Below are 15,727 nucleotides of genomic sequence, written 5' to 3'. Positions count from 1 at the left end.
ATAAAAAGTACTCTTTCGATATTTCTACAAAGGAAAAGAAGTCGATATTTTATTCTCTTATAAATAGATAATTCAACTCATTTTATACAATATTTAGATAATATTTTATAGTCTTTTATCCCATATCCGAATAAATTGGTTTTAATTGGATGATGTAGGATACACCTATTAGTAGAACGACATATTCTATGGGGATAGAGGAGGAGAAAATAGTGAAGGAAATTAAAGTAGCAGAAAATAGTGGTCAGGCAAATAAGTTTATTGAAGAGTTCTTTGCCAACGGGTTTAGTAAAAGTGAAATTTATTTATTAACCTATAATAAAGAGCGCTCGGAATATTTAACAAATACAACAAATACAAAAGAATATCGAGCTTCTGAACAAGGAGTTTTTGAATCTGCAGTTAACAAGTTATTTTCTCGTGAAGATGAACTTCATTCTAAAATGGCCTCGTTAGGTTTAACCCAAGAGGAAGCTAAACAATGTGTCGGTGAAATGAAACAAGAACGTATAATCATTATTGCAAAAAAAGGTATGTAATGGTTTTTCCTTGCAATAACGTTCGAAGAAACTCAGTGATCGAGAAGTATTAGTAAATCTTACTAGCATGCTGCTTTATATATAATATTGTTCTTCTGTACAAATGTTTTATGAATCGGAAAGATACTGAACTGAAAGTATTTTACTAGAGTCGTTTACTACTCTCATATGGAGGTGAAAGGGTAATGATTCAATTTCTTGGTATCCACATAGGGACGCTATATTTTCCTACAAGTATCCTTCTAATTACTTTATTAGTTTTATTAGGTTTTATTATCTATTTTCTTAGTAGAAAAAAAAGAAATAGAGATCAAACGATTCATTCAAATGAGAATAGAGTAAAAGGGAAAAGAGGAAAAGACAAAGCTCTGTAAATAATCTAAAAGAAGAATTCATCTATTTCGTCATCAAAAAGAATTGCAGTATAAAGTGAAAATAAATTATCCTAATCCTAAAGTTCCTGATACAGCCTTACATTATGATTTAACTTGTGAGAAAGTATGATTTAAATAAATGCAGAGAAGGCCCTTGAATTCATTTCCAGGGGCCATTTTTATTTTTAGTATGTTTTTTTAGATCTTAAACAAGCAATTGAACCCTTGATAAATATGAAATAGTAGTCTAACCTTTATGTTAAGGAGTGAAAATTATGAATGAAAACATTTCGGGTATCGATTATCAGGAAGTCATTGAATATGCGCTAGATCCACTTATTATTCATTCAAATCATCAGATTATATATGTTAACCACGCGGCTGAACATTTTTTTAGAGGAAAAAGGGAAGATATCATAGGTGCAAGCCCTTTAGATATATTTCAAGAAACATCTAAAGCAGCAATAAGGAAAAGAATCCAATCTGCCTATGAGCGCCCAGCAGAGCTCATTGAGGAAACCATATTTAGAATGGATGGAACAACTGTTAATGTTGAATTATATTGTCATCCCTTGCTGCTAGGAGATAAAAAAGTAATCCAAACCTATGTGAGAGATATTACGGTAAAAAAAGAGAGTGAAATAAGACAAAAAGAAATAATAAAGCAAATAAATGAACTGTCTACAACCCTTGTTCCTCTTTTAGAGGGAATCGCTGTACTTCCCTTGGTAGGATCTATAGATGAGGAAAGAGCACACCAACTTTTAATGGCGGTTCCAGTAAAAGTGCAGACACAAAATATACATTGTTTAATTATAGATTTTTCAGGTATTTATACACTGGATTCAATTGTAACGGAGCATCTTTTTAAAATTAATAGCGTTATGTCACTACTTGGAGTGCAATGTATCTTAACAGGATTAAGACCAGAATTATCTCGCTCTGCTGTACAGCTAGGTATTAATTTAGCTTCTACCCCGACAATGGCCACTGTAAAAAATGCGCTTCATTTTTTAGGAATTACTTTTAGTAAACAACCGTTAAAATGAAAATACCTAAAGCAACTTTTACGTTTTTAAAGATACATATGATATGAATCTTTAGGTGGTGCTAAACCTTTCAGAGGAAGTTTCTAATTAAAGAAATAGTGGCATCGTCTTTACGGTTTCGTGCTGTTTTAACTATGTCCGAGTGGTTTTTTTAATTAGATTTATTAGAAAAACAAAAGAAACTCCCGGACATATACCAGGAGTTTCTTTTGTCTAAAATAACACATATTGTGCGGTCATACGTTTGTTAAATAAAAGATAGAAGAATCATTAAATTGCTTTCTTCAGTTTAAGATCTTATATAAAGCTTCAGAAGCGTTATCTATATCATAATCGTTGTAATTTAAGGTTTTTTGATCCGTAAATGTAGTGATTTGAAAAATCTTAGATGTTTTACAATACGACAATTCCAGTACTTCAGGAATTGTATGAGTAATAGCGCTATCCTCATATTGAATAAGAGTATAAAGCGTTTTTTTTATTTCAAGTATATTCATAAAAGTACCTCTTTCCATTATAAGGAAACCCAGGGTACAAAGAGACCATATAATTTAAATTTTATGTTCTTTCTCTATTGTAACATATGCCCGCATAGAAAAATACCTGCTGAGAACAGACAATATGGTAGCTGCAGAGGTAGATTATCAATCTATTTTATTGCTTTATAAACAACCGGTGAGGAAAGTTTAATCAATGTAGACGGCTCTCCAAAAGCCATAGATTCATCAATAAATGTTTCAAGAGATTGAACGGAATTAGTTAAAATTTTTACTAGATAGTTGTATTGACCCGCCAAACGATGACATTCGATAACCTCAGGGTGTTCTTTACAATATTCTACGAATTGCTTGCATTTTGTATTGCTGTATAAAATAAAAGCAGTTACAGGTTTGTTGAAATTTTCAGGGTTAATTATTGCTCTATATCCATCTATTATGTTTTTCTCTTCAAGTTTTTTTACTCTTTCATTAACAGCAGGGGTGGATAAACCAACCAGCTTTCCCAACTGTGTAACGGACAAACGAGCATTCTCTTGTAGATGTAGTAATATATTTTTATCAATTTCATCCATAAAACATACCCCGCTTTAAATTATAAATTAAAATAATGAATTTTCCGTCAATATTAAAGCTATTAATTAGTAATACAATAAAATAGATATGTGAAAATAGAAATTTATACAATAAAATTTAATTATATCAAAACGAGGGATTTAATGGCTTTAGAAATGAGAAATACATGCGAAAAGTGCAATAAGAAACTCCATAATAGCTCTGTTGCTTATATCTGTACACATGAATGTACATTCTGTGATAAATGTAGTGAAAGTGCGATGTATATTTGTCCTAACTGTGAAGGGGAGCTGGTCAAGAGACCAAGGGGGCAAGAAAATCCGCTAAGTTGCTCATTGATTTAGACACAACACTGTATAGATAGTGCAGTCAGAACAGCTACAATCAATGGGGTGGATGTGACATTAGTGGGTGATGGACATTCAACAACGGACAGTAATGGTTTAAGTGCTAAACAAATCATAAAGCATTATAGTGAAACTTTACATGGTCATTACAACGTTGCACACTTTTCAATTGTCAGAAATGCAGAGGAAGACTTGTTTTGTCCCACACTTTATTCATAAAGGTAATAGTACACAACTAAAATAAAGCTCTAAAAGTGTTTAATGGACGCTTTTTAGAGCTTTATTTCTGCATTATGTCTCAATCTAAGCAGGAAAGCCTCCCGTTGGCGGTGGCCATGCTCCGTTTAATCTTCTCATAATGACAATTTCACCTAGATGATAGCTGTTGTGAGAAGCAATATTACGCAGTAATCCCCCTGGGGTTTCACTTGGCCAAGCATCCAGAGGTTCTTCGATTGATAATGTCTCAGCTAAGTGACAAGCTTCGTCAATTCCATCACAAAAATGCTGGATCGTCTTTTCCCATTCTTCCTCATCAACCGGAGCAGGATGTTCAGGCCAGCTTTCACTTACACTTTTCGGTCTCTCAGGGTTTTCTCCTTTAGCAAGAGCAAGTAAAAAGTCTTGCCAATAGCTCATATGCTTCACTAATTGATAAATAGAGTAAGGTAATTCCTTTTGTTTATGTGAAGCAAGTTCCATATTAATGTCGGTTATTGCATTAATTGTTGGAAGATGACCTCTTTCACCTCGCAGTGATTTGATAAGTGCATCACGAAATGCTGTATTTGTTTGTGTCATGTTTTTTCCGGCCTTTCTTTTTCGAAGTATTAATCTTGTAACAGTCTAACACAAATTAGTTTAATATATGTACTTCTGTGATTAACAATTTACTATAACAAAGCCACTAAAATAAATAGTATCCATCACAATTTTTTGTTTGTAAGTCACCTTTATATGAAGAAATATGGTTTAATGTAAAAAACGCAGCGAATCTTCGATTAAGTACAGAACTTTTTCTCTTTTGTAAAAAGCGTATCGTTCGCTACGCTTTTTACAATTCATTTAATCCTCAACGGTTATTTCAACTATATAGAGATTTCCTTGATATGAAATAGAGAACGAACGAATAATGGTCGTGACAGTTGTGCCTTCTATCTCTTCCCCAGATTGACTGGTAAGCCAATATGCGCCTTGTCGTCCTCTACGTATACCGAAATACTCATAACACATAGGTCTGAAAACAGTATAATGCGACTTTCAAGCAAAGAATCGTATTCAACTATGTAATAGTCGATTGTCTCATTAAGTGTGTCGTAGTCTAAATTATCTTGACTAAGGATTTTATCCAATTCAAGTGCAAGTGGTTTTTCAATACTAATATTTATTTGTTCTGTGCGCATATAAACCGCTCCTTAAAAAGAGTATCGACAAGTATAAGTGTATGTTTACATAATACCTACACTTTACTATTTGTAAGTAAAGAAAAAACATGAGGTGAAAGTATGAATTGGACTGAACAACAAAAAAACGTATTTAACACATATGTACCGAATGGCGACTGGATAAGTTTTATGGCCCATTTGGGGATTTCACAAGAAGAAGTAATGTTAGTTATTCTAGATGAAGAAATGACAATTGAACAATACTGTCAACATGGACCACCAGAAGCAGCAAAAGAAGTGTTGACATACTACAAGGAAAATGGAGCACTCGTGTCCTTCGACCAAGAAGGTTTGTCTATTAAAGGAGATAAAACCATTCCTCCATTTCGCTCAATGGAAAAGAAAATCACCCATTTTTCGTTAAAGGAACGAGGGTTCATTTGTCAATTAGCGCATCAATATTTGGAAACCCATGAGTTAACGGCAGAAGACATTAAACACATCTTAGAGATTTAAATTGAATTAATCTATGTTTTAAATAAACTATTTAAAATAAAATCAGCAGCTAAATAATCACAAATTTTTTTACCTTATATTGTATAGATTATAAAATAAAGTTATATTTTGACGTGAGTGAGGTGTCCTATGATCTTTCTAAGTCTTACCTTCCCGTTGTTCCTGGGTTTGCTGTATATTGCATTTGCTATGTTTCTGAAGAAACTACATAATAAAGAAAATACAACGGGTGTTATCGTATACGGAGCAATTATTTCCGTTATTTTAGGTAGTTATGTTATCATGTTGTTTACCTAAAATTAAATAAAATATATGTGCGTTTCATATAAAAAGCCGCTATCTCGAGTATAGAGTTAGTGGCTTTTTTAATTATTTATATGCCGATTTAATTGTATCTAAATAAAAATAATCAGCATCTGCTTCATCTTGAACAACCATTAATTGATAGAGATGGTCAGGCTTATCTGGAATATTAAAAACAATGTTTAAATCAAGTGGTTTGTCTTCTAGTTTCATGTTTGGATAATTTGTTGTAAAAAGCGTATATCCCTCTTTTGTATAAGCCTCTCTAGTAGCTGGTTCATAGGTCTTACTGTCTGTTACGTCTTCTAATGTAAAGTGAAGGTCTTTTAGCGATACAGAATTTCCTTCTTCAAACGTATTTTCTAAACGTACAGATACATTCATAAATGTTGAAGTTCCGTTAATGCTATCGATATCATCCACGTAAGATGCGCTGTTGGTTGAAATATAGTATTTATGGTGTTTAGATTTTTCATGATAAGATAGGCTGCCTTCTGCCGGTCTAACGTTTGTTGCGTGCTCAAGGCTAGCGGTATGTTTTGGGGCAGGTGCTTCTACGGTTACTTCGTTTTCTTTCTTTCCACTTTCGCAAGCAGCAAGGCCAGAGACTAAAACGGCACACATGATGCTTGTTTTTGTTAATTTATTCATTATACTCCTCCAAGATAGATGATAGTGTTTATGTTACATGGAATATATATGGGAATCAAGGAAAAATGTGAAAGGTAGTTACAGAGGTAAGGAGTTTAAATGTTCTAGGATGCTTCCAATTTGGAGAAAAAAGAAAAAATGGTAAAAAAGAAATAAGGAGAGTGCAGAAGTTGGGGTGAAGGTAAGAAAAGCTGATTCATCTTTACCGATGAACAGTCTTTTTTTTGCAACCAGTCTGATGTTATGGGAGATGTCCCTTATAGTATGAAGTAAGACTCAACAGGTAACACATAATGTTTCAATTGGTTATAAAAAGGATGGTGTTCAGGATGAAAAAACGAATAAAGATGTTAATTTCTATTGGAATTGCAGCGTCTTTGATTATTATTTCGTCTCAATCGAAAGTGCATGCTAGTACTCCGATTGGTACGGTTCAGGTTAAAGCTCATTCGTTATATCTTCGAGCAGGAAATAGTTTTAATGCAAATGGAATTATATCATATGCTAAATGTTTCTTAGGGATGCGATATATCTGGGCATCTGCAAATCCTCTTTATGGTGGATTTGATTGTTCAGAGGGAATATAGTGAAATTCAGAAGTGACGGTACCTTTATATTTTTCGTAATAAACTAATCGAATGTCCATAAAACCAACCTTTCGTAGGGTAAAGCACAAATAAACTATCTGGAAGAAGTAAAACTATTATATAGTTGATGATAACAACAATAAACACCAAATGAGGTGATACGATGAAAAAAGAAGAAAAAGTGGAAGCAGAAGAAGTATTGTGCCGGTTGTTTAAAGGTGGAAAAATTAAGCACGTTGGAGATGGAATACGTTCTGATTATTTTAGACTCAAAATACAAGCTGCTGATAGTCAACCACTTGTTATTACTGCGGAAAACAAGTGGGCTGTTTCACCTATACGTTCCTTTTTTTCACTTATTGCCAAACAAGAGGAAATCACAGACATATTCTTAGGGGAACAAGAACCTCATTTAACGTTACAGTTTACAAGCGGTGTGCTCTTAACAATCTTTGGAGTAGATAACCTCTATGAAAGTTGGCAAGCCGGTACAGATTCACAAGATTGGTTAGTCGTTGCATGTCCAGGTGGAGAAGTGGCAGTTTGGTCTCCAGAGAATGAAGAAAATATATAACAGTAGGGGGTGTCGGCAATGAGCAATATATACGAACAATTAGATGAATTGCAGGAACAGCTACAACATTATGCTCTTAATAGAATTGAAGAGTATTATTACACCAGATGTTGTGAAGTAGCCGGAACCGAGGTTACTTAAGGGCCTTATTTATCTTATTTTTATTAGAAAGCTTTCAGTATAATAACCCCTGTAATAATAAGAGTAACGGAGATAATCTTTCTTTTGTTTTTTGATTCTTTAAATATATAAATACCTAACAGCGTTGTACTAGCAATCGTTAGCCCTGCCCATATAGCAAAAACAATACCCATTTCAAAATAGTGTGTTGTTAGAGAAATGAAATAAATACAGGCAATGAACAATAAGAATGCACCTATCGTGGGAAAAGTTTGTTTAAAGCCTTTAGATAGTTTTACACACATTTGCCCTGCAATGCCTAAAACTAAGCCAATCGTTAAAAATACGTATCCCATTACGCTGCCCTTCTTTCTTTAGAACTTCCTTTAATGTTAAGAGAAACTGCACCAATTACGATAAGAGAAACTCCTAAGATTTTAGATAAGGAAATAGTTTCATCAAAAAAAATAATACCTGTGACAACAACAAGTACGGTTGCACCTCCTGCATATAAAGCACTTGCTACTCCTACTTCACCTTTAGCGTTAAGGAGCATATAAGCAGCAATCGAAGAACAATAAAATAGTATGGCAAAAACAGTCGGAACAAAGTTTGTGAATCCATTTGTAAGATTAAGAAAAAATACTGCGATTACCTCCAAGATGATGGCAAGAAACAATAGTAAATAAAACAATCAGATTTCCTCCTTTTAGTCACCTCATTTTAAGAACTTTACGTAATGGCTACTAAATAATTGCAGTAGCACTCGGATGTCATTATTTTATCTAGAGCTTGATATCTTGTAAAATAATGATAAATGATTATAGATATCATTATCATTAATACCTAAATGAATGAACGTAAGTAGAAAGAAGGATGTTTATGAAAGTAGAAGATATACGTATATTTATGGCTGTGGCAGAATACGGCAGTGTAAGTCTTGCTGCTGATAAGCTAGGTTATGTCCAACCAAATGTAACAGCACGTATTCGATCTCTTGAACGAAAAATTGGACACCCATTGTTTCATCGTCACAGACGCGGAATGACATTAAATGTAGAAGGTCGAAAACTTTTAACGTACGGAGAACAAATGATGAGGCTAATGGATGAAATACAGAAAGCATTTCAAGATGAGCGTAACCTTGTTGGATCATTATGTATTGGATTAGTTGAAACGGTAGTAGGGTTTCCTGAAATCATTTCTTCCTATCATAATAAGCACAAAAATGTGGATATTTCTCTAGTATCAGGAGTAAGTACACAATTAATAGAGAAAGTTCTTAAGTTCCAGCTAGACGGGGCATTTGTAGCAGAACCAGTAAATGTGTCAACGCTTGATCAAATTCCGGCTTTTGATGAAGAAATTGTACTTGTATGCAGTGCAAATGAAAAAGGGAAGAAGCAGATTCAGTCTGCCAGAGAGTTACTGCACCTACCATTCATTTTATTTAATGAAGGCTGCCAATATAGAGAAAGACTACAGCAATGGTTAAAAGAAGAACAGATCGTATCCCCGAAAATTATGGAATTTGCTACACTCGAAACGATTATGGGGACAGTAGTTTCTGGTCTTGGTGTGACACTTATAGCCCGGTCATTAGCGGAGAGATATGAGAGGGAAGGGTTAGTACAGCTCTTTTCAATACCTGAACCTTACAGAAACCTTAGGATTGTATATGTTCGTCGTTCCGACTCCTATCTAGGAGTAACTGAGCGTGAATTTACAAAGACAATCAGCGAAGTAAGAGAAAGGAAAAATCAGAAATAATCAGACTGTTTTTCGTAAAGATCTTTTTTATTTAGCCTATGTTTAGGATGAATATACCAAGTGCTAATTTGAGCAGTAAAAGTGAGCTTTTTAATATCTAAAGAGGATTACACTGCTTAACTTTTTATATGGTATACATCCAAGAAACGTGTAAAGGAGCAGCTGCAGTGAAGATAGAGGACAAAAAATTTACGGAACGAGTACTGAAGCACTTACTTATTAGCAGTCAAATAGATGGCGTGAAATGTGGGCTTAATAGCTCTGTAACTCTATTGTATTTTACTAACTATAATAAAAAAGATGATAGTGATTTTGTATTGAATATCGAAACAACTTGGACTGTATATCCTGAAGCCCGCGATACATACCCATCATCAGAGGATGCAGTGCCTTTCCATACAGAAGAGCAATATTTTAAGCATATTTGGGATATCAGGAGACAAAAAGTAGTAAATGTTCAGCTGGATGCCGTATCGCCTCATCTTATCATTTCTCTAGAATCGGGGAGAGTATTATTTGTGAACGGTCATGATCCTAACTATGAATGCTGGCAATTAGGAGACCCTTTTGCAGGAAGTGATTGGGTTTTAGTTGCAACTCCGGGGGATGACATAGCTGTTTGGTGTCCTGAGGAGTTTGAATGAGCGTTATGTTAACTATTCTTACATATTGTATACAGAAAAATTACTAAGGGAAATGTTAAAATAAAACTAAAATATGGAGGGGAATTCATGAATACGATCCTAGAGAGCTTTTATGACTTAAAGGAAATACTGAGTTCTTTTAATAATCTTCATGAAAAGTACAATTGGCTGTTGACTGATTTAGATGGATCTTTTCCAGATAAGTACCTTGATTACTTTACTGACTACAGAATTTACAACAATGGAACGAGCCGCAATACATATTGGATTACAGGTGAAAAGCTCACAAAGCTTGCTAATAAAGAGGACATCTATTTTATATGGGGAGTTTTTTCTGCCTTTGATAAGAAAGAAACTATAAATTTAGATATGCTTAAAGAAGAGCCTTATGCTGATGGTAATCCGGGTTTTTGGATTGAAACACCGACAATTCAGCACCCTAAAGCAATTATAGAATTAGTTTTTTGGGACTCATCTTTAATTTTACTTTTGAGCAAGGACGAAGAAATATCTAGGGATTTTAGAAACAAGTTTGCAAAATGGAAAGACCTAGACAAGTATAATAACGAATAGTTTCATGACGTACATGTACTATCGGAAGATTAACTAACTAGAGGTAGGAGGGGAAAGTTGATGATTGATAATAGGCTACGAAAGATAAAGAATCATGAAACCGATGATTCTTTATCTGAGCTTACGGATACGGAAGTTTTATTAAATTTTCAGCGTGCCATTACCAGCTTATATCCCCATCTAATACGCGTACATGCTCATGCTTATGAATCATGGGATGATATTATCATCCCTTTATTTTATGAAATGGTTTATAAAACTTTTTCGTTTAAATATGGCGTTGAAATTATGGCAGATGAAGCACACCCTTTTTTGTTTACTTTAAGGTGCTACGAAGGTATTCATCATATCCAGTGTCTTCCCAAAGCGTCATCGTTTCAAGGGATATTGAATAATGAGAAATTTGGTGTTAGTAAAGAGAACGTGGAAGGGAAAAGGCTTATTTTTAAGTCTTTTGGCGATAGTATTAATTGTTTAACAATGGGTCTAGATAGTGAGGATGTTCATGCTGTTCATTTTAATCTGGTTGAGGTAGATGTAGTATGTGCTCAGTCTAATAAATGTATTGATATTGACGGGTGTACTACATTTTTTATTCATAAAGACAATGTAGAATTTGAATTTGTCGCTGAGACTTTTAACCAGAAGTTGCAAAAATAAAAAGGTAATTAACCTTAATGCCATAAACAAAATAGATTAATACATTCTAATTGTTTAGCTACTTACAAAGAAAGCTTTAGCTGCAAATAAAAGGAGAAAAGCATGAGAAAAGCAATTAGATCAAAATTAGACAAATTAGTGGGCTTAAATGTAAGATGCGCGGGGAGAGCCTCAAATTTGTTTTGGCTAGGATTTGGAGAAAAGATTTTAGTAACCAGAAGGGGTAAAACGGAAGAGGTAGCTGAATACGCTTTACATATTCAATGTTCATGGCGTATTGTCAAAGGTAATAAAATTGTAGTAGCCTCACGGGATTTCTATTCTCCAAGAACAGGATTGGATGATGAAAATGAGTACTTTGAATGGGATGTCCAAGGAAATAATCGATTCGATGAACCAATTGAATTTTTTATAGAAGGTATAAACGAACACACGATTGTTGAAAGAGTTGACTCGGACGAAGTAGGAGGGCTAAAGGTCTTTTTATCTCAAGGTTATTTAGTGGAGGTTTTCCGGATACGTCAGAAGACGATGAGTATAGTGAGTTCTGGAGACTTTTCAACCGAAAGGAAGACAGCCCTCACTTTGTTGTCGCAGGAAAAGGTATTGAAAACGAGTAATCGTATAATTAAAGAAACGAAAAAAGCACAAACCCGTTGAAACCAAACGTTTTTGTGCTTTTTTCTTATTTTATAGTTGATTTACATATAATCATAAGCGGAATCATCAAAATAGAGCCAGTGATAATATTCAACCTGCGGATCTGTCATTTTTAAAACTTCTTCTTCATTGAATTTTTTATACTCAACTAATTTCTGCACTTTAGAATTTCTTTCCACTTGGCTCATTTTAAATCCTCCTTATAGTTTGAAAAGTAACAATGTATTTAAATTTAGAAAGCGTTTTCTTTTTTCTTATTTTTATTATATATCTCAATATGAGATTAAAACAATATCAATTATAGATGATTTTTCAAAAAACAATATAGAAATGGTATTATGGCGTCGAATTGGGACAACAAGGCTTCTGCAATCGAAATTAAATAATAGGTGATTGCCAACGGCCAGGTTAAAAATTTTTGTTCGTATCGTTGCTTAATTCCTAAAAAAAATTATGATAACTAGCTCTATAAACTAAAAATAAAGCTAGCTGGGTTAAGCTAGCTTTATTTTTTTATGTTGTTTTGCAGAGTGATAAATTTTTAACTGTCGTTCACTTTGGTATAAAAACTCTTTATCAATTTCATCATGTTACGCCCCGAAGTTCTTGACATTGGATGATGATCTTCATCATCACGTGTACTCAGGTACCAGCTTCCCTTGTCATCTTCATTTAATCTATATACCTTATTGGTTCTACTATCTGTATAAAAGTTTCCATCCTTCAGTCTCAAACAATCCCCCCTCTACCACGTATCTATCCTGTATTATGCCCAAGATATCAATTTTATGAAAAATTTTATATACACAAAAACAGCAGGTTTCTTAATACGCTTATTATTTTGTATGTAATTTACACAGGTGCAAAAAAGGATAAGGGCTATGAGTGAGAAAATATTTAGTAATGGAGAAATAGTAACTATAAGAGTATCGAATGAATCAGTAACAATCTTAAAAAATCATTATGTAAAAAACATGAAAAGATACTCTTATACAGTCGACAAATATCCAAGTACCTTTTTCTTTGAAGAAGAATTAAAAAAACACGAACTATAATTATTGATAAATAAGTTTTGATATAAAAATCTTTTTAAATAAAAACAGACTCTGAAAATAGAGTCTGCTTTTTAGTATGGTTTTTATGCTTTATTTACGTTTGTCGCTTGTGGTCCGCGTTGCCCCTGTTCGATATCAAAAGTTACTTCTTGACCTTCATCCAAGGATTTAAAGCCTTCACCTTGAATAGCTGAGAAGTGAACAAATACATCTTCTCCACCTTCACGCTCAATAAATCCAAAACCTTTGTCAGCATTAAACCATTTCACTTTACCGTGTTCCATTTTTTGTTGCCTCCTAGAATGTAGAAAATAAACCAGATTATCATTAAATCTAGCTTATTTATTATATTATCCCAATAGAGACATCTTAAACTTAAATTAATGTGATCTTTCTAACTTTCTTTATCAATACTCACTTCACTAAAAAGGTGATTGGGGTATGACGATTTACATCATAATGAGGTTCATATGCAAAAACATCAAAATATTTATAAGTGATCTTCTAAACATCGAAATGATAGAAGTCAAAGATCAACCAATGCCCACATACTCAGTATGGGCATTTTATTCATAAATATGAACTAAATTAGATGAGAGAGCACACGGGGACCCGTCTGCCCAAAAGAAAGGGAAGTTCACTCAAAATCTTTTTGAATAGTGGTGTAAAAATAGATTCTATTAGATAAGAATCTATGTACCTTTTCATATAAACCCAACCTTCGCATGAAGCATCCTTAAACATGTTTACAAATAAAAAATGACGCCGTTGGAGGCGCCATTTTTTATAGAATAGAGAAGGACACACCCTATGCACGGGCGGTACTCTTAACACATCGTCTTGATTTGATAATACCCAGTGTTTAAGTTTAATAAACCTTTTTTTGGTATGACGATTTATGCAGAATATCTACATGTACCTTTTATACGAGTATTCGGCTTATTATTTGTATATGGAATTTTTTACATTCCTTAAAATGTTACTTTCTCATAATAATTCTTTATAGAGTATTGTCACACTCCTAATCAGTTCACACGGATGAAAGGTTGACTCATCCAATTATTTATACATTATCTAAAAAATGTATTTAACATAAGAACCTAATGGTAACACTATAAACAATAGTTAGTGAGTATGATTTCATTCCATATATTTAGGGTTTCGGTTAGTTAAGACGAGATAAGAATTAATGAGCTATTTCTTTCACATAAGCTTGTCAGAATACTATCTAAAGAGAGGTCGAACAATATGAAAGTGACGGATACACTTGTTCAATGTTTAGAAAATGAGGGAGTTGAATATATTTTCGGAATACCTGGTAAAGAGACGTTGGATTTTATTGATTCTTTATCCAACTCTAAACAGATTCAATTCGTGAATGTGCGGCATGAACAAGGAGCTGCTTTCATGGCAGACGTATACGGAAGGTTAACAAACAAAGTAGGGGTATGTTTATCAACATTAGGACCAGGAGCTACTAATTTATTGACAGGTATATCTAGTGCAAAGCTAGACCACTCTCCTGTTGTAGCATTAACGGGACAGGCTGTTTTGGGGAGACAACATAAAGAGTCACATCAATATATGGACATTATTAAAATGGTAGAACCAGCAACGAAGTGGCGTGTTCAGATAAAAGATGCACAAACGCTTCCTGAGATTATTCGAAAAGCATTTAAAATTGCACAAATGGAAAAGCCAGGACCCATAGTAGTAGAATTGCCAGAAGACTTAGCAACTCAAATCGTTCCCATCAAACCTATTTCACCTACATCTATACCCGTAAGTATACCTATCATGGAGTCAATTCAGGCTGCCAATACTCTTATTTGGCAGTATGGGAGACCTTTTGTTATTATCGGTAACGGCGTTGTTAGACAGGAAGCCGTGGATGAGCTTCAACTATTTATTGAACGTCTTCAATCACCGGTTACCCATAGTTATATGGCTAAAGGTGTGTTATCTAAAGATCATCCACAAAATTTCTTTACGTTTGGATTTAATGAGAAAGATGAAGTGCTCGCAGGCTTAAAGGAAGCTGATCTGCTTATTGTAATTGGGTTTGATTTTGTCGAGAAGCTACCCAAAGAATGGAACACGGAAAAAACACCAATTTTACATATAGATACCTTACCAGCAGAAATAGATGAATATTATCCTGTAGAAGCTGAATTGGTTGGAGATATAAAGCAGACTTTACGGGTATTCAATCAGCTCGATATTCCTTCTAAACCGTGGATTCCTTCTGGTAATCTCCAGAAACAAATTAAGCAATCCTATCATATTGAAGAGAAAAAGATAGACAGCAATTTACTGCCTTTAACAATCGAGAATATCTTGCATAGTATCGATAAGCTCTCTTCAGAGGAAACAATTGTGATTTCAGATGTGGGAGCTCATAAAGTATCTATAGCTCGAACTTATCAACCCAAAAACGCTAACAAGTTCATTATATCAAATGGTCTAGCTTCCATGGGTATTGCTTTACCAGGCTCAATTGGAGCTAAACTAGCCTGCCCTAATGATTCAGTTATTTGTATTACTGGAGATGGAGGAGCTTTAATGAATTTTGCAGAAATAGAGACGGCAAAGCGCTTAGGGCTTTCATTCATCATTATTGTCTTAAACGACTCTACATTAAAAATAGAGCAGGAAATGATGAACAAAAAGTTTGGTAAGAGCTATGGAGTAACTTTTACAAACCCAAATTTTGTCCAATTGGCAGCTAGCTTTGGAATTAAAGGAGAACGGGCAAATAGTTTAGTCGAATTTGAAAATATAATAAAAAGAGCCTTAAAAAATGCAGATGAGATTATCCTAATTGACGTTCATCTAAAAAGCTGATTG

Annotated in this window: 21 protein-coding genes and 1 pseudogene; 13 read left to right on the top strand and 9 right to left on the bottom strand. The window is 34.0% G+C overall.

Annotation, left to right across the window (positions count from 1 at the left end; translation table 11 throughout):
- The first annotated feature begins 212 nt into the window (after positions 1-212).
- A complete protein-coding gene (locus SCI76_RS05715) occupies positions 213-539 on the top strand; it encodes a general stress protein (RefSeq protein WP_063246985.1) in 327 nt (108 codons plus the stop codon).
- A 649-nt stretch (positions 540-1,188) separates the two neighbouring features.
- Positions 1,189-1,962: a PAS domain S-box protein gene (locus SCI76_RS05710; protein WP_048018649.1), complete on the top strand. Its 774-nt coding sequence runs from the start codon at positions 1,189-1,191 to the stop codon at positions 1,960-1,962.
- Positions 1,963-2,246: 284 nt separating this feature from the next.
- On the opposite strand, the gene SCI76_RS05705 is transcribed toward SCI76_RS05710, so the two are convergent.
- Complete coding sequence (locus SCI76_RS05705; protein WP_048018650.1) at positions 2,247-2,459, bottom strand: hypothetical protein; 213 nt, start codon at positions 2,457-2,459, stop codon at positions 2,247-2,249.
- A 152-nt stretch (positions 2,460-2,611) separates the two neighbouring features.
- A complete protein-coding gene (locus SCI76_RS05700) occupies positions 2,612-3,034 on the bottom strand; it encodes an Lrp/AsnC family transcriptional regulator (protein WP_048018651.1) in 423 nt (140 codons plus the stop codon).
- Between the two features lie 144 nt (positions 3,035-3,178).
- Here SCI76_RS05700 and SCI76_RS05695 point away from each other — a divergent pair, with 144 nt between their 5' ends.
- Both SCI76_RS05695 and SCI76_RS05690 read left to right on the top strand, forming a co-directional pair.
- Positions 3,179-3,379, top strand: coding sequence for a DUF1272 domain-containing protein (locus SCI76_RS05695; RefSeq protein WP_028413848.1), 201 nt, complete (start codon positions 3,179-3,181; stop codon positions 3,377-3,379).
- Positions 3,380-3,601: pseudogene (locus SCI76_RS05690) on the top strand (cysteine hydrolase); the annotation flags it as partial. It abuts the gene before it with no gap.
- Positions 3,602-3,685: 84 nt separating this feature from the next.
- Here the strand turns inward: SCI76_RS05690 and SCI76_RS05685 are convergent.
- Together SCI76_RS05685 and SCI76_RS05680 are read right to left on the bottom strand one after the other, a co-directional pair.
- Entirely contained in the window at positions 3,686-4,183 is a 498-nt protein-coding gene (locus SCI76_RS05685) for a DinB family protein (RefSeq protein ID WP_047751249.1), read from the bottom strand.
- 353 nt (positions 4,184-4,536) lie between these two features.
- Complete coding sequence (locus SCI76_RS05680) at positions 4,537-4,785, bottom strand: hypothetical protein (protein ID WP_168760600.1); 249 nt, start codon at positions 4,783-4,785, stop codon at positions 4,537-4,539.
- Positions 4,786-4,887: 102 nt separating this feature from the next.
- On the opposite strand from SCI76_RS05680, the gene SCI76_RS05675 reads away from it, so the two are divergent.
- Positions 4,888-5,283 (top strand): hypothetical protein, encoded by a 396-nt coding sequence (locus SCI76_RS05675; RefSeq protein WP_048018653.1) that lies wholly within the window; start codon positions 4,888-4,890, stop codon positions 5,281-5,283.
- A 369-nt stretch (positions 5,284-5,652) separates the two neighbouring features.
- Here the strand turns inward: SCI76_RS05675 and SCI76_RS05670 are convergent, their stop codons facing one another.
- Positions 5,653-6,237, bottom strand: coding sequence for a hypothetical protein (locus SCI76_RS05670; RefSeq protein ID WP_048018654.1), 585 nt, complete (start codon positions 6,235-6,237; stop codon positions 5,653-5,655).
- Between the two features lie 329 nt (positions 6,238-6,566).
- Here SCI76_RS05670 and SCI76_RS05665 point away from each other — a divergent pair, with 329 nt between their 5' ends.
- Positions 6,567-6,824 (top strand): hypothetical protein, encoded by a 258-nt coding sequence (locus SCI76_RS05665; protein ID WP_033578602.1) that lies wholly within the window; start codon positions 6,567-6,569, stop codon positions 6,822-6,824.
- A 163-nt stretch (positions 6,825-6,987) separates the two neighbouring features.
- A complete protein-coding gene (locus SCI76_RS05660; protein WP_328179999.1) occupies positions 6,988-7,398 on the top strand; it encodes a DUF6188 family protein in 411 nt (136 codons plus the stop codon).
- A 164-nt stretch (positions 7,399-7,562) separates the two neighbouring features.
- On the opposite strand, the gene SCI76_RS05655 is transcribed toward SCI76_RS05660, so the two are convergent.
- Together SCI76_RS05655 and SCI76_RS05650 are read right to left on the bottom strand one after the other, a co-directional pair.
- On the bottom strand, positions 7,563-7,874 hold the full coding sequence (locus SCI76_RS05655; RefSeq protein ID WP_048018655.1) for a multidrug efflux SMR transporter: 312 nt from the start codon (positions 7,872-7,874) through the stop codon (positions 7,563-7,565).
- Positions 7,874-8,212, bottom strand: a complete 339-nt coding sequence (locus SCI76_RS05650) for a multidrug efflux SMR transporter (RefSeq protein WP_033578604.1) — start codon at positions 8,210-8,212, stop codon at positions 7,874-7,876. Before SCI76_RS05650 ends, SCI76_RS05655 begins: the two co-directional genes overlap by 1 nt.
- Before the next feature lie 188 nt (positions 8,213-8,400).
- On the opposite strand from SCI76_RS05650, the gene SCI76_RS05645 reads away from it, so the two are divergent.
- From SCI76_RS05645 to SCI76_RS05625, 5 genes are all read left to right on the top strand, one after another.
- Positions 8,401-9,288, top strand: a complete 888-nt coding sequence (locus tag SCI76_RS05645) for a LysR family transcriptional regulator (RefSeq protein ID WP_310884330.1) — start codon at positions 8,401-8,403, stop codon at positions 9,286-9,288.
- Positions 9,289-9,455: 167 nt separating this feature from the next.
- On the top strand, positions 9,456-9,932 hold the full coding sequence (locus tag SCI76_RS05640) for a hypothetical protein (protein ID WP_221833612.1): 477 nt from the start codon (positions 9,456-9,458) through the stop codon (positions 9,930-9,932).
- Between the two features lie 87 nt (positions 9,933-10,019).
- On the top strand, positions 10,020-10,505 hold the full coding sequence (locus SCI76_RS05635) for a hypothetical protein (protein WP_328180000.1): 486 nt from the start codon (positions 10,020-10,022) through the stop codon (positions 10,503-10,505).
- Positions 10,506-10,565: 60 nt separating this feature from the next.
- Complete coding sequence (locus SCI76_RS05630; RefSeq protein WP_328180013.1) at positions 10,566-11,165, top strand: hypothetical protein; 600 nt, start codon at positions 10,566-10,568, stop codon at positions 11,163-11,165.
- A gap of 102 nt (positions 11,166-11,267) precedes the next feature.
- A complete protein-coding gene (locus SCI76_RS05625) occupies positions 11,268-11,825 on the top strand; it encodes a hypothetical protein (protein ID WP_328174758.1) in 558 nt (185 codons plus the stop codon).
- A gap of 41 nt (positions 11,826-11,866) precedes the next feature.
- On the opposite strand, the gene SCI76_RS05620 is transcribed toward SCI76_RS05625, so the two are convergent.
- Both SCI76_RS05620 and SCI76_RS05615 read right to left on the bottom strand, forming a co-directional pair.
- Positions 11,867-12,013, bottom strand: coding sequence for a BH0509 family protein (locus tag SCI76_RS05620; protein ID WP_014460666.1), 147 nt, complete (start codon positions 12,011-12,013; stop codon positions 11,867-11,869).
- A 950-nt stretch (positions 12,014-12,963) separates the two neighbouring features.
- Positions 12,964-13,164: a cold-shock protein gene (locus SCI76_RS05615; protein WP_013056409.1), complete on the bottom strand. Its 201-nt coding sequence runs from the start codon at positions 13,162-13,164 to the stop codon at positions 12,964-12,966.
- A 964-nt stretch (positions 13,165-14,128) separates the two neighbouring features.
- Between SCI76_RS05615 and SCI76_RS05610 the strand changes: the two genes are divergently transcribed.
- Positions 14,129-15,724, top strand: coding sequence for an acetolactate synthase large subunit (locus SCI76_RS05610; protein WP_328180001.1), 1,596 nt, complete (start codon positions 14,129-14,131; stop codon positions 15,722-15,724).
- Positions 15,725-15,727: the final 3 nt, after the last annotated feature.

Origin of the sequence: Priestia sp. HNGD-A6, assembly GCF_045784335.1 — a bacterium.
Classification (GTDB): Bacteria; Bacillota; Bacilli; order Bacillales; family Bacillaceae_H; genus Priestia; species Priestia zanthoxyli.
The sequence above is the reverse complement of the archived record's forward strand: the minus strand, read 5'-3'. Positions and strand labels throughout refer to the sequence as shown.

Coding starts and splice junctions, on each gene's coding strand:
- SCI76_RS05710 (WP_048018649.1), top strand. CDS start 1,189: ATGAATGAAAACATTTCGGGTATCGATTATCAGGAAGTCATTGAATAT.
- SCI76_RS05705 (WP_048018650.1), bottom strand. CDS start 2,459: ATGAATATACTTGAAATAAAAAAAACGCTTTATACTCTTATTCAATAT.
- SCI76_RS05700 (WP_048018651.1), bottom strand. CDS start 3,034: ATGGATGAAATTGATAAAAATATATTACTACATCTACAAGAGAATGCT.
- SCI76_RS05695 (WP_028413848.1), top strand. CDS start 3,179: ATGGCTTTAGAAATGAGAAATACATGCGAAAAGTGCAATAAGAAACTC.
- SCI76_RS05685 (WP_047751249.1), bottom strand. CDS start 4,183: ATGACACAAACAAATACAGCATTTCGTGATGCACTTATCAAATCACTG.
- SCI76_RS05680 (WP_168760600.1), bottom strand. CDS start 4,785: ATGCGCACAGAACAAATAAATATTAGTATTGAAAAACCACTTGCACTT.
- SCI76_RS05675 (WP_048018653.1), top strand. CDS start 4,888: ATGAATTGGACTGAACAACAAAAAAACGTATTTAACACATATGTACCG.
- SCI76_RS05670 (WP_048018654.1), bottom strand. CDS start 6,237: ATGAATAAATTAACAAAAACAAGCATCATGTGTGCCGTTTTAGTCTCT.
- SCI76_RS05665 (WP_033578602.1), top strand. CDS start 6,567: ATGAAAAAACGAATAAAGATGTTAATTTCTATTGGAATTGCAGCGTCT.
- SCI76_RS05660 (WP_328179999.1), top strand. CDS start 6,988: ATGAAAAAAGAAGAAAAAGTGGAAGCAGAAGAAGTATTGTGCCGGTTG.
- SCI76_RS05655 (WP_048018655.1), bottom strand. CDS start 7,874: ATGGGATACGTATTTTTAACGATTGGCTTAGTTTTAGGCATTGCAGGG.
- SCI76_RS05645 (WP_310884330.1), top strand. CDS start 8,401: ATGAAAGTAGAAGATATACGTATATTTATGGCTGTGGCAGAATACGGC.
- SCI76_RS05635 (WP_328180000.1), top strand. CDS start 10,020: ATGAATACGATCCTAGAGAGCTTTTATGACTTAAAGGAAATACTGAGT.
- SCI76_RS05630 (WP_328180013.1), top strand. CDS start 10,566: ATGATTGATAATAGGCTACGAAAGATAAAGAATCATGAAACCGATGAT.
- SCI76_RS05625 (WP_328174758.1), top strand. CDS start 11,268: ATGAGAAAAGCAATTAGATCAAAATTAGACAAATTAGTGGGCTTAAAT.
- SCI76_RS05620 (WP_014460666.1), bottom strand. CDS start 12,013: ATGAGCCAAGTGGAAAGAAATTCTAAAGTGCAGAAATTAGTTGAGTAT.
- SCI76_RS05615 (WP_013056409.1), bottom strand. CDS start 13,164: ATGGAACACGGTAAAGTGAAATGGTTTAATGCTGACAAAGGTTTTGGA.
- SCI76_RS05610 (WP_328180001.1), top strand. CDS start 14,129: ATGAAAGTGACGGATACACTTGTTCAATGTTTAGAAAATGAGGGAGTT.